Source organism: Stenotrophomonas sp. 1L-E-5-B-C3, from assembly GCF_057292075.1.
This window is the reverse complement of sequence record NZ_JBXAWS010000002.1, coordinates 453,054-466,031: the sequence shown is the minus strand read 5'-3', so window position 1 is coordinate 466,031 and position 12,978 is coordinate 453,054. Positions and strand designations below refer to the sequence as shown.

The window sequence follows — 12,978 nt, the reverse complement described above, 5'->3', positions numbered from 1 at the left end:
GTGTTTGTGTCCGGCAGCGTATCTGCCTGCCGGACTTCCCGATCCATTCTTATGACGTTGGAGGGAACACATGAACCTGACCACAGAAGTCGAATTGCCGGTCGTACTCCCAGGCGTTTCTCGCGACGATAACTGCGTCCAAAGGCTGGTGGACGGGCTTCAGGAAATGGACGGAATATCACGCGTGCACGTGCGCGGTGGTAGCGATGGGGCTTGCGGAACACTTTGCATTCATTACGCGCCCGAGCTCATCTCGCTTCAACGAGTGCGAGAGGTGGCGTCGTCCATGGGTGTCAAGCTGGGTGAGCGGTATGGTCACCTCTCCTTGGAACTGGGTTCAGCAGTTCACGCCCGGAAAGCACGAACAATTGCAGGCCAACTACAGGCTTTGCCGGGGGTCATTGAAGCCACCACCAGCCCGACTGGCGGCGTGAGCCTCGAATACGATCAAACCAAGACAAGCGAGACGGAGCTGAGAGCAGAGCTCCACGCGCTGGGTGTAGGGCAAGGCGCATCCGGTCCGAAGGAAGACTTGAAAGATCAGCACGAAGGTCACGAACACAAGGACGGACAAGACCATGGTCATTCCCACGGAGGCGTATTGGGTGGCAATAGCGAGCTGATCTTCTCACTTGCCTGTGGCCTGCTCCTGATCTTGGGATTTGCGATTGAAAAGCTCGGCTTGCTCCAAACGCCATGGATTCCTACCGCATTTTACGTAGCTGCCTACCTCTTTGGCGGCTGGTTCACGCTTGGCGAAGCGATTGAGAACGTCAAGCTGAAGCGTTTTGAAATCGATACTCTGATGCTGGTTGCAGCGGTAGGTGCGGCAGCGCTGGGCGCATGGGCCGAAGGCGCCTTGCTTCTGTTCCTCTTCAGTCTAGGTCATGCCCTTGAACACTACGCGATGGGCCGGGCTAAGCGCGCGATTGAAGCTCTTGCAAAGCTTGCCCCAGAAACCGCCAGGGTGCTGAGGGATGGGCAGGTCGTGGAAGTCAAGGTTGAATCGTTGATACCTGGAGATGTGGTGGTTGTTCGTCCCAATGATCGGATGCCGGCAGACGGATTCGTCGTCAAAGGCACTAGCAGCGTTGACCAAGCCCCTGTCACCGGGGAAAGCATTCCGGTAGATAAGTTGCAAGTCACTGACCCTGCTCAGGCACGGGGTCGGCCTGATTCGGTGGGAATGGAGTCCCGCGTCTTCGCCGGCACTATCAATGGCTCCGGCGTCCTAGAGGTCGAAGTCACGCGTCGATCAGGCGAATCGGCACTGGCCCGCGTAGTCAAGATGGTGAGCGAAGCCGAAACCAGGAAATCGCCAACGCAGCGCTTCACAGACAAGTTTGAGAGGGTATTCGTTCCCGCTGTTCTGATCTTGGCCGTGCTGTTACTTTTCTCATGGATCGTGATCGATGAGCCATTCCGCGACAGCTTCTATCGAGCGATGGCGGTACTTGTAGCGGCAAGCCCTTGCGCACTGGCAATCGCGACTCCAAGCGCGGTTCTAGCGGGAATTGCGCGAGCTGCGCGAGGTGGCGTACTCATCAAGGGTGGCGCACCACTGGAGGAGCTGGGCATGGTCCGTGCCATCGCGTTCGACAAGACTGGAACGCTCACTGAAGGCAAGCCGCGAATTACCGACATCAAAGTGATGCAGGGAACGACAGAGCAGGAACTGCTTCACGTTGCCGTCGCCGTCGAGGCTTTAAGTGACCACCCTTTGGCCGCAGCTATCGTTCGAGATGGTAATACTCGCCTGGGCGATGGACCGGTCATGGTAGCGACAGACCTCGCTAACTTCGCTGGAAGAGGCGTTCAGGCGAAGGTGAACGGCATTGACGTGTGGATAGGAAAGGCAGAAATGTTCGGTAACGACGGCATTGGCGCTCTATCCGCGGGTGCGGAGTCTGCCATTGAGGAGCTCCGTAACGCCGGCAGAACCACGATGGCCGTTCGCCTAGGTGATCGCGACCTAGGTGTCATCGGCCTTATGGATACGCCCCGGCCAGAGGCGCGTGAAGCCCTGGACAAGCTAAGGCGCTTGGGCATCCAACGAATGATCATGATCTCTGGCGACCACCAGACTGTAGCTCAAGCCGTGGCAACGGACGTGGGTCTAAACGAGGCATGGGGAAATCTCATGCCTGACGACAAGGTGAAGGCAATACGTCAGTTGAAGGAGACGGAGCGAGTGGCAATGGTCGGCGACGGTGTGAATGACGCACCCGCAATGGCTAGTGCCAGCGTCGGAATTGCAATGGGTGCCGCCTCTTCGGACGTAGCGCTGGAGACTGCCGACGTCGCGCTTATGTCTGAGGATTTGAGACAGGTTGCATTCTCTGTAGCGCTTAGTCGACGCACGAAACGGGTGATCCGTCAGAACGTGTATGTGAGCCTGGGCGTCGTAGCGTTGTTGGTTCCTGCGACCATCCTAGGTCTTGGCATTGGACCGGCTGTGGCAGTGCATGAAGGTTCAACCTTGTTGGTTGTATTCAATGCGCTGAGGCTCCTTGGCTTCCGTCAGTCGTGACATGCGAATTCTAGTGATTGAGCGCGATCGAGAAGTCGCTTTGAAGATTCTGGCCTACTTCGAGGCCCGAGGGCATCAGCTTGATACCATCGGGGACGGCATCGCCGGCCTTCACTTTGCGGCGTCCAATGGTTACGACGCAGTCATTCTTGATTGGATGCTTCCTCGCATGGAAGGCCCGGAGGTTCTGAGAAGGCTGCGGTTGAATCACGGTGTTTCAGTTCCCGTTGTGATGTTGGCTGCAAAGGTTGCGCTCTCGGACAAAATCATCGCTTTCCGCTCCGGTGCAGATGACTATGTGACCAAGCCTTTTGAGCTCCCGGAGCTCGAAGTTCGCCTAGAGGCGTTGGTTTCCCGTACGGAGGGACGCGTAACAAGGAGGCGGCTGCTGATCGGAGAGCTCACGTTGGACCTGAGTACGTTGGAGGCCACACGGGCTGGAAAACGACTGCATCTGTACCCAGCTTGCAGGAAGCTCCTTGAAGCGCTGATGCGGGCAAGTCCTGCCGCTGTGACCAGGCGGCAGCTTGAGCACACTCTCTGGGGTGACGACCTGCCCGACGGGGATCTTCTGCGATCACAGATGTCCAGCCTGCGGCGAAGCATTGATGGTCCGTTTGAGGAAAAGATGATCCAGACGCTGCCGCGGGTTGGGTATCGACTGATACCGCCATCAAGGCCTATGCCCCCCCGGGGAAGGGAGGCCCTATGACGGTGAGGCGTAGACATGGCTGCAGAGCCGTCAGTGCAGACCTTGAGCGCCTGACTATTTGGCCACGTATTCTGATCAGAGTATGACCATGTGGAAGCCAGCCGCACTCCCAATTGGCGCGTTCTTGGCCGCAGCGATTTGGGGCGCAGCGGCCATGGTGCCCTTCGCGCCGGCATCAGAAGAGATGATGTTTTGGATACCGGTGTCGATTGCGCTAACGAGTGCGGCTGCTGCATTGGTAGTTGCGATGATGCAAGACATCATTCTGGTCGCGGTAAAGAGATGGCCACTGTTCGTGAAATTCTATCCAACCCTCTGCTTGGAGCCACTCCCCTTTGCATTCCTTCCAATCGTGCTGTCACTCGCCGGAATTGCGGAGTTCGGTCCAGCGATGCTGAGTGCAGCTCTATTGCTGATCGGCTTCTCGTTTGCGGAGACTCTCTTCGCCGCCGCCCTCCACAGAGCCCGGGCGACGCCGACCGCGGTTGTGATCTCGATGCAGTGCGCTGCTCTGGTGTTTGCAGTTTACATGTACAAGAAAGGCATCCAAGCGAACGTCAGTGACATCAGTTGGCCGTGGTTCGCATCGTCTGTCACTGCCATGAGTCTATTCTCCTTCCTAGTCGGAAGGTATTGGGCCAACCTGCTTCGTGATGCTGAGGTGGGGTTCTCTCCCTTACTGAAGTGGGTTCTGGTCACCTTCATAGCTGAAGGATCTACTAGTGAATGGAGCCGGTGGAGATTGAAGCAACCTATTAAGCAACGCAGACCACCGGGGCTTCGGTCCAAGCCTCGCAGGAAATAGGATCCGATCAACCAATCCAAATCATGGAGGCTAATTCTTGACAACTGCGAGCGCGACAAATATGACGCAAGGGCGGATGGGACCACCCGTCGTCAGTCTCGCTCTGTGAGAGGTGGCGCATCGAGATCACGTTTGTGGAGGTCTTCTACCGGCCGGAAGCAATACCCCGAGGTAGGTCCGTGGTGGCGACTTCTGGTTTCAATGCGCCCGAAGCCCACCGGAGCCTCAAAGATGCGCGCTCAGGGTTGCAGCGGTCGCTGGCGACAGTCGTCATCGGCCGGAGCCTGTCCCCCGCCTACCAACCTTGCTGGCAAGGCCGGTGTTTTTTGATTGCAAGATTCAGACCTATCCCGCCTGACAATCACATTCCCTGGAGTCACCGCCAACATGAATGAAGCCGAGCTGGAACAAGTGCGTACGGCGATGTTTACCGACCCCGGCGTGAAAGCGGTGGATGACCTGCGCCTAGTCCCCGCCAAAGAGCGCGGTCGTGCGATCGCGGCCACCATCACCGTCGCTGCGCCCTCGGTCGACCTGGACCTGGTGCATGCGGTGATCGCCCGCGTGCTGGCCGATCAATTTGACATCGATCAGGTCATGCTGTGCTTCAACGACCCGGGTCCGGTGCCACCACAGCCCACCGCGGCGCCCTTGAAGAAAATGTGATCGCCCGTGGCTCTATGCGTCTGCGTTGGCGGGCGCATAGAGCTGATAACCCGGCAACGCGCACGCGCCGGCATACACAAAGGCCACGCTTTGCCGCGCCCGGGTGAAGGCCACGTAGTACTTTGGTGGGGCGGTGATACGCGCTGCATCTGCCGTGCGCAGGTACTGTGTCAGCGGGCCGTTCGGAAAGATGAGGACCCGGCTGTAGGTGCGGCCCTTGCACTGCCCAAAGTTCACGGCCGGTAGTCCGTCGCACGCTTGCCGCCGGTCATGCCGGAGCACGGTGGGCGCAAACTCCTGCATGTACGCTTCAACATCCGCTGGAGCGACGAGGTAGATGCCATCGTGCCCGGTGACCTCGCCATTGCCTGATTGGGTTCGCGGCATCTGCGGATAGAGCGTGTCCGCCATATCGCACAGGGCCTGGACGCAGCGAAGGCTGATGAGGCGGTGATCCAGCTGGCATAAGCCGTCCGCCTCCCAAATCTGAAACAGCGCTGCCAGATTGGGTCCACGATACTGGCTGTGCCTTTGAGCATAGTTGGTGGCATACGTCGCCTGCCGCGTATCACCCACCAACGTGATGGCAATGCCGCTCTTCAACAGCCGCTCGACCAGATCCAGATCAAAGCCGGCGAGGTCCTGAACTTCGTCGATGTAGAGCTCGTCGTACATGGCCGCCAGGCGTGCCATGACCTGACCTTGGGTGAGCTCATCGCAGCGCACAGCGAAATCGGCCGCCCGGTCCGAATACATCCGGTTGCCTGCCAAGTAGTGGCGCGCCACCTGGGTGCGTGGGGCCCTGTTATTGGTGACACCTTCTACGAACAGGATGGTCTCGATGCGAGGCTCAGGGCAAAGCGCTGCCTGGTACGGGCGGATGCACTGGCACAGCAGGAAGCCATACCAGCTGTGCAAAGTGACATGCACGGGGACCGCACCGGCGTGGACCTCAAACGAGCGCCGGATCTCTTCTAGATTCTCCAGCGTGTAGGTGACAATCGCGATGCGACGCCCAGGCCGCTCCAGGGCCTGCCGGACCAGCAAGGTGGTCTTGCCCGAGCCGGCCGCCGAAAGCAGGACCCGGTTAGGTGATGGCGCGCTGGACATAGTCCGGGAACCTGATCGAGTGCGGGCTGTTGAAGATCGCCAGGGCCGTATCGGTCTTATGGCCCTTCATGTACTTGAGCAGCGCCACCTCATCGGCAAACGTCTTGCCCAGCACGGTATTGAGTTCGGCCAGCGAGTTGGCTTTGATCAGCTGCTCTTCCAGCGATGGGGCGCTTTCGTCGGAATCGTAATAGATCGCGTTGATGTGTTCGGCATAGCGCTCCTGCACAACGGCGATATCGCCATCATTGTCGGTGATCACCTTGGCCTGGATTTTCAGCCGATCTGCAATCTGCAAGAAGCGCTTGAATGCCAGCGACTTGACCGAAATGATGTCTACGCCGCGAGCCATCGGCGCCACGCCATGGTGGTCGCTGTAGGCGCGCTGCACGATCAGCTCGTCGGAAGGGCCTTCCACCAGGATCGCCTGCTTGGCCAGGATCAATCGCAGCGTGTCGTGGCCCGGCAGCTTCATGAAATAGTCATGGGTATCGCTCGGCAGCTGGTCCAGCTTCATCTGGCCCTGCGCGCTGAACAGGATCACGTTGTCCACGCCCAGCTTATTCAACACGAAGCTGCTGTGGGTGGCGATGATCACCTGCTGGGCGGTGGAGAGGGCCGCAATCTTGTCGATCAGCTGGGTCATGCTGGAATAGGACAGATGGTTCTCCGGCTCCTCGATCAGCAGCACGTGGGCAGCGCCGGCCGCGTGCATCGCCAGCTTCATCTTCACCGCGCTTTGCTCACCCTTGCCGGCCTGGGTGAACGGGAGCTCATCCAGGTAAGGTGACAAGCTGGTTTCCCATGTTGAGCGCGGCGATGTGTCCACACCCACCGTCAGCGCCCGGTGGCTGATGTCCCCGGTGTGCTCGGTCAGGTACGCATTGATGGCCGCCACGTCCGCCTCTTCGGAAAAACTCTGCCGCATGCGGCGGAAGCTCAACGACAGCGAGACGCGCTGCGCAGGCGTCAGTGCCTGATCGATGATGCCGGCGATATAGCGATCGGCACCGGACAAGGTCTTGATGCCGTGAGTGTCGATGATGGTCGAATCGAACGGAATGCTGCGAGCGGTGACGCCATTGTTGGCGAAGGAATACCAGCGCACCGTGTAGTACTCCACCGGCAGGCTGACCGCACCCTGGTGCTGCTGCAGGTAGGCGTTGAACTCCTCGCGGTAGTCGTCGTTGAGCTCGACCAGCAGCCGGATGCCGGCGGTATCCAAGCGCAGGGAGTTGTTGGTGCCGCGCAACGACGCCAGCGCGACATCTGCGCCCAGATAGGCTTCGATGGAGATCCGTGGCGGCGAAGCCGGCGTGCCTGCAGCAAGGGTCGCCAGATATTCCTGCACCGCGGGCTGGTGGAACAGGTAGGGCGTGAGCTCGTAGGCGAGATTGCGCCCATGCAGTTGCCCGGTGACCACCACGTGGATGGCCTCCAGCAGGGTGGACTTACCGACCTCGTTGTCGCCCACCACCAGGTTCATGTGGGCGTTGAGGGGCAGGTCCAGATGGCGAAACGACTTGAAATTGTCGATGACGATACGTTCGATCGGCATGCACAGTCCTTTGATGGCCAACGAGTTCGGTGGCGGCGCCTGCTTGCACCCCGGCTGGCCTCCTTTCCGCTCTGGGCCATACTACCCAGGGATCGCCAGCCTTGGGCGGTTTCGTACTGTTTTGACGACTTGAAATGGCCGAAACGCTGGTTACGCGGGATAATTCAATATTATCCCGCCTTTAGATACGACCCGTACTCGGCGAGTAGTGTAACTTGATTGGTATGTAATTACGTGGTATGTAATACATTACGAAATAGTCGGAGAGTGCGATGGCACGCGGCGGCTTGTACAAGAGCGACATCCAGAAGGCCCGCGATGCGCTGCGGGCACAGGGCAAACACCCGTCGGTGGACGCGGTGCGGGTGGCGCTGGGCAACACCGGCTCCAAGACAACCATTCACCGCTACCTGAAGGAGCTGGAAGAAGATGAAGGGCAAGGCCTTGGCGCCAAGGTCGCGGTCAGCGACGCGCTACAGGACCTGGTCGGTCGGCTTGCCGGTCGCCTACACGAGGAGGCCGAGGCTGTAATCGCCGAGGCCCGGCAGCGCTTCGAAGCGCACTTGCAGGAGCGTAGCGAGGCGCTGGAACGCACCCAGCAGGAGGCGTCCACGCTGAGCGCGCAGCTTCAGCGCATTGAAACTGCCTTACGCGAAGAAAAGACGACCCACGCCGCAGCCCAGCAGGCCTTGGCCGAACGGGTCACCGAGGTCGCGCAGCTCGGCGAACGGATCGCGGGACTGACCGCGCGGCTGGCGGAGCACGAGGCGCATGCCCAGTCGCTGGAGCAGAAGCACCAGCATGCTCGCGAGGCGTTGGAGCACTACCGCACCTCGGTCAAGGACCAACGCGAACAGGAACAGCGCCGCCACGAGCACCAGGTGCAGGAACTGCAGGTCGCGCTGCGCCAGGCCAACGAGGCGCTGACCGCCAAGAACCACGAACTGGTTCAGCTCAACCGCGACAACGGGCAGTGGCTGGAACGCCACAGCCGCCTAGAGAGGGAACTGGCGCAGGTGCGGCAAGCTGCGGACGACCAGCGGAAGGAGCTGGACGCGCTGCGGCTTACGGCTGCGGAGTACCAGGCCTTGCTGGCACGCTGGACCCAGGACGCCCAAGCGTTGGAGAGCGCACGGGTCAAGCTGGCCAATGCTCACGCCGACTTGGCCAAGGAGCGAGAACGGCGTGAACAAGCCGAGGCCGAAGCGTTGCGTGCCGGTGTGCGCCAGGACACCTTGGAGCAGTTGCTGGCGCAGTTGCGGCCCGATCGCGCCGACAGTTCAGGTACCAACAAAAATCCGGCAACCAAATGATTTCACGGAAGAAAAAAAAATTCTGGGGGGCATTTTTGCACGTATCTCGGCTTAACCCCACATCCGCCATCCTTATGGGGTTTCCATGGGGGGTGCGCGTGACTTTGTCCGTCGACTCAACACCGACCTTCGCTCGACGCCTCCAACAAGCCCGCCTGCACACGGGTTTGTCGCAGAAGGAGTTGGGCATCCGGGCCGGTCTGGATCCTTACGTGGCCAGCCCCCGAGTCAACCAGTACGAACGTGGCAAGCACGAGCCCAAGCTGGAGACTGCTGAGCGGTTGGCCCAAGCGTTGGGGATCCCCGCCGCCTTCCTTTACACCGACGATGATCTGCTGGCCAAGTTGCTCCTGCGCTGGGGCTCGCTAAGCAAGCAGCAGAAGCGGGAGTTGGTGAAGCTGATCGAGGCCACACCCGAGAAGTAAACCGAACAAGCGCTAGCCCTATGGGCAACCCTTCGCCTCAACCCGCCCATTGGGCGCTCCTGGAGGGAGCTGCAGTGGCCGTGACTAGTGCGACTGACAAGTGGCGGCATCTCAGGCCTACTTGAGATTTTGTTCACGACCGATACACACGCGCCTTGTCTAAAGTGATTTACAATGTCGCCCGTGTCAGCCTCCTCACTTCTACTGCGACTGCTCCTGATCGTCATGCTCGTGCTTAACGGCGCGTGGTCGGCATTTGCGTCGATCAGTATGAACCCGGCCATGGAAGCGCAGGCCAGCGAAGTGGCTGCCGCGGTGCAAGGCGACGAAGACTGCGTCGCCCATCACAGTGCTGAGAATCATCCCGATGCCACCTCGATTGAAAGGGCTGGCACTGGGCATGGCGACCATGCCGGTCCCGACTGTTGCAAGTCTTCTGCGTGCCGGTGCGCCTGCGTACACGCGTGCGCGAGCGCACTTCCGGCGCGCCTGCATGTTTCGGTGCAACTGGCCTTGGGCCTGGATGTCATGCCGCTGCCCCTAGGGCATGCGGCACCTGCCTTGCCTCATCTGATCCGACCACCGATCGGCTAAGCGTCCCTAAGCGCCGCAATGGCGCCGTTGGTGTGGCTTGCATGCCTATTTATAGGCCAGCCGCCCGCTCTGTACCACCGCCCGCCGGTGGCAACACGACGCTTGGAGCATTTTCATGTCGCATGATGATTTTCGTGGTCCACACGGTGGACCGCCGCTGCTACCTTCGCGGCGGCGATTTGTCCAGGGCTTGGCCTTGGGAGGCGCAGTCGCAGGATTAGGTTTCTGGCCCAAAGCCAGTTGGGCGCTCAAGGGCCCGGGACAACCCAACGTACTATCGGGCACCGAGTTTGACCTAACCATCGGCGAGACGCCGATGAACTTCACCGGCAAGACCCGCACCGCGATCACCGTCAATGGGTCCGTTCCGGCGCCGTTGCTGCGTTGGCGGGAAGGCACCACGGTCAACCTGCGTGTCTCCAATGCATTGCCCGCTAACTCCCTCCATGGCGCGGACACCTCCATCCATTGGCACGGCATCATTTTGCCGGCCAACATGGACGGCGTGCCGGGCCTGAGCTTTGACGGTATCGGACGTGGTGAGACCTACCACTACCGGTTCACCCTGCATCAGGGCGGCACCTACTGGTACCACAGCCACTCGGGGTTCCAGGAACAAGCCGGGCTCTATGGCCCGATCATCATCGACCCATTGGAGCCGGAGCCCTTCAGCTTCGATCGCGACTACGTCGTGATGCTGAGCGATTGGACAGACCTGGACCCGACGGCCCTGTTCGATCGTTTGAAGAAGATGCCGGGCCATGACAATTACTACAAGCGCACGGTCGGCGATTTTGCGCGCGATGTGAAGCGCAACGGCCTGTCGGCCACGTTGGAAGATCGCAAGATGTGGGGCGTGATGCGGATGACGCCCACGGATCTGTCCGACGTCAACGCCAACACCTACACCTACCTGATGAACGGCACGACCTCGCTGGGCAACTGGACCGGTTTGTTCCGCAGTGGCGAGAAGGTGCGCCTGCGTTTCATCAATGGCTCTGCCATGACGTACTTCGATGTGCGTATTCCGGGGCTAAAGATGACCGTGGTGGCAGCAGATGGCTTGTATGTCCATCCGGTTTCCGTCGACGAGTTCCGCATCGCGGTAGCAGAAACCTTCGATGTGATCGTGGAGCCCTCCGGGCAGGACGCATTCACCATCTTTGCCCAAGACTCCGGTCGCACCGGCTACGTCAGCGGCACGCTCGCCGTGCGCGAAGGATTACGCGCGCCCGTTCCGTCTGTGGATCCCCGGCCGCTGCTGACGATGGCAGACATGGGCATGGATCATGGATCGATGGATATGTCTGGCGGCAGCAAGGGCATGGAAGGCGGCTGTGGTGCGGCCATGGGCATGCCTGGCATGACCCCACCTGCCAGCGGTAACGCGACCTCGGCCCATGCAGGCCATGCGATGCCCGCCGCCGGCGATGGTGCCATGGCAGGCATGCAGCACGGGGGCATGCAATCACACCCTGCCAGCGAGACCAACAATCCCCTGTTGGACAACCAGGCCATGAGCGTGAGTTCGCGCTTGGATGATCCGGGTAATGGCCTGCGCGATAACGGCCGTCATGTACTGACGTATTCCATGCTCAAGAGCACCTTTGAAGACCCTGACGGACGCGACCCCGGTCGCGAGATCGAGCTGCATCTGACCGGACATATGGAGAAATTCTCCTGGGGCTTCAACGGTCAGAAGTTCTCCGATGTCAAGCCGCTGCGGCTGAACTACGGCGAGCGTATGCGCATCGTATTGGTTAACGACACGATGATGACCCATCCCATCCATTTGCACGGCATGTGGAGTGACGTGGAGGACGACAACGGCAACTTCATGGTGCGCAAGCACACGGTGGATATGCCGCCGGGTAGCCGACGCACGTATCGCGTGCGTGCCGATGCGTTGGGCAGCTGGGCGTTCCATTGCCACCTGCTTTATCACATGGAAGCCGGAATGATGCGCACGGTGAGGGTCGACGAATGAACATCAATAGACGCGATACCACCCTGACTGCGCTGACGCTGGCTATCTCGCTGGCCCTGGCCAATGCGGCCAGCGCCCAATCCATGCAGCACGGCTCCATGCCGATGGAGCAGGGCGCGCAGACCCAGACTCAGGATCACTCTGCACAACAGGCGCCGACATCAAAACCTGCGCCAGCCCAAAAGCCTGCAACACCGGCCAAGCCGAGCGAAGCGACGATCGATCATGCGACGATGGGCCACGCCGCGCCGCAGGCTAAAGCAGCCGAGCCTGCCATGCAGGGCATGGACCATTCGCAAATGGGGCACGTCTCGCCCGCGAGCACACCTGCGGCGCCCACAGCACAGGCGCAGTCGATGCAGGGCATGGATCACAGTCAGATGGCACAGCCCGCTGCAGCCGACACCTCTAGTACGGCCACGCCTGCGATGCAGGGGATGGACCATTCCAAGATGGGGCACGGCGCGCCTCCGAGCACGCCCGCAACGCCCAAAGCGCAGACACAGTCGATGCAGGGCATGGACCACAGTCAGATGGGACACGGGCCTGCAGTGCCAACGCAGCCGCGCACCCCGATACCCGCGGTGACGGACGCGGATCGCAAGGCGGCCATCGCGCCGGAACACGCGCATCCGGTGCATGACAACTCGATCAAGAGCTACGTGCTGCTCAATCGCCTGGAAGCCTGGGATGCCGATCCGGGCACCGGGCTGGGCTGGGAGGGCCAGGCTTGGATCGGTACGGACCTCAATCGCGTCTGGCTCCGCAGTGAAGGCGAACGCACGGATGGTCAGACCGAGTCGGCTGATCTGGAAGTGCTCTACGGCCGCAGTATCTCCACGTGGTGGGATGTGGTGGCCGGTGTGCGTCATGACTTCAAGCCTGGGGCATCTCAAAACTTCGCCGCTATCGGTGTACAGGGCTTGGCGCCGATGAAGTTCGAAGTGTCCGCCACAGCCTATCTCGGCGAAGGGGGCCAGACTGCCGCCAATGTCGAGGCCGAGTACGAATTGCTGCTAACCAACCGGCTGATCTTGCAGCCGCTGGTGGAAGTCACCGCCTATGGCAAGAACGATCCATTGCGCGGGATAGGTTCGGGTCTGAGTACCGCTGAGGCGGGGCTACGACTTCGTTATGAGTTCACCCGAAAGTTCGCTCCCTACATCGGCGTGGTGTACGAGCGCGCGTTTGGCAATACCGCAGACATGCGACGCGAGCATGGCGAGTCCTTTGAAGACACGCGCTTGGTCATCGGCCTTCGTACCTGGTTCTAAGGGG

Annotated in this window: 11 protein-coding genes; 9 read left to right on the top strand and 2 right to left on the bottom strand. The window is 60.4% G+C overall.

Annotated elements, in window-relative coordinates; genetic code table 11:
• The first annotated feature begins 70 nt into the window (after nt 1-70).
• From AC0Z6F_RS04835 to AC0Z6F_RS04820, 4 genes are all read left to right on the top strand, one after another.
• The gene (locus tag AC0Z6F_RS04835; protein ID WP_126941533.1) at nt 71-2,530 is read left to right on the top strand and encodes a heavy metal translocating P-type ATPase; all 2,460 of its coding nucleotides are present in this window, start codon (nt 71-73) and stop codon (nt 2,528-2,530) included.
• Nucleotide 2,531: 1 nt separating this feature from the next.
• Complete coding sequence (locus AC0Z6F_RS04830; RefSeq protein ID WP_399622550.1) at nt 2,532-3,242, top strand: response regulator transcription factor; 711 nt, start codon at nt 2,532-2,534, stop codon at nt 3,240-3,242.
• An 82-nt stretch (nt 3,243-3,324) separates the two neighbouring features.
• On the top strand, nt 3,325-4,047 hold the full coding sequence (locus AC0Z6F_RS04825) for a hypothetical protein (protein WP_017354992.1): 723 nt from the start codon (nt 3,325-3,327) through the stop codon (nt 4,045-4,047).
• A gap of 387 nt (nt 4,048-4,434) precedes the next feature.
• Nucleotides 4,435-4,713: a hypothetical protein gene (locus AC0Z6F_RS04820; RefSeq protein ID WP_027080079.1), complete on the top strand. Its 279-nt coding sequence runs from the start codon at nt 4,435-4,437 to the stop codon at nt 4,711-4,713.
• Nucleotides 4,714-4,725: 12 nt separating this feature from the next.
• On the opposite strand, the gene AC0Z6F_RS04815 is transcribed toward AC0Z6F_RS04820, so the two are convergent.
• Together AC0Z6F_RS04815 and AC0Z6F_RS04810 are read right to left on the bottom strand one after the other, a co-directional pair.
• Nucleotides 4,726-5,823: a UvrD-helicase domain-containing protein gene (locus AC0Z6F_RS04815; protein WP_017354990.1), complete on the bottom strand. Its 1,098-nt coding sequence runs from the start codon at nt 5,821-5,823 to the stop codon at nt 4,726-4,728.
• Nucleotides 5,801-7,381: an ATP-dependent nuclease gene (locus AC0Z6F_RS04810; RefSeq protein WP_017354989.1), complete on the bottom strand. Its 1,581-nt coding sequence runs from the start codon at nt 7,379-7,381 to the stop codon at nt 5,801-5,803. Before AC0Z6F_RS04810 ends, AC0Z6F_RS04815 begins: the two co-directional genes overlap by 23 nt.
• Nucleotides 7,382-7,653: 272 nt before the next feature.
• Between AC0Z6F_RS04810 and AC0Z6F_RS04805 the strand changes: the two genes are divergently transcribed.
• From AC0Z6F_RS04805 to AC0Z6F_RS04785, 5 genes are all read left to right on the top strand, one after another.
• On the top strand, nt 7,654-8,694 hold the full coding sequence (locus AC0Z6F_RS04805; RefSeq protein WP_017354988.1) for a DNA-binding protein: 1,041 nt from the start codon (nt 7,654-7,656) through the stop codon (nt 8,692-8,694).
• Nucleotides 8,691-9,119, top strand: a complete 429-nt coding sequence (locus AC0Z6F_RS04800) for a helix-turn-helix domain-containing protein (protein ID WP_425477767.1) — start codon at nt 8,691-8,693, stop codon at nt 9,117-9,119. Before AC0Z6F_RS04805 ends, AC0Z6F_RS04800 begins: the two co-directional genes overlap by 4 nt.
• 174 nt (nt 9,120-9,293) lie before the next feature.
• Nucleotides 9,294-9,713, top strand: a complete 420-nt coding sequence (locus AC0Z6F_RS04795; RefSeq protein ID WP_080354476.1) for a CopL family metal-binding regulatory protein — start codon at nt 9,294-9,296, stop codon at nt 9,711-9,713.
• 115 nt (nt 9,714-9,828) lie between these two features.
• Entirely contained in the window at nt 9,829-11,700 is a 1,872-nt protein-coding gene (locus AC0Z6F_RS04790; RefSeq protein ID WP_017354985.1) for a copper resistance system multicopper oxidase, read from the top strand.
• The gene (locus tag AC0Z6F_RS04785) at nt 11,697-12,974 is read left to right on the top strand and encodes a copper resistance protein B (RefSeq protein ID WP_017354984.1); all 1,278 of its coding nucleotides are present in this window, start codon (nt 11,697-11,699) and stop codon (nt 12,972-12,974) included. The genes AC0Z6F_RS04790 and AC0Z6F_RS04785 overlap by 4 nt, the downstream gene beginning before the upstream one ends.
• Nucleotides 12,975-12,978: the final 4 nt, after the last annotated feature.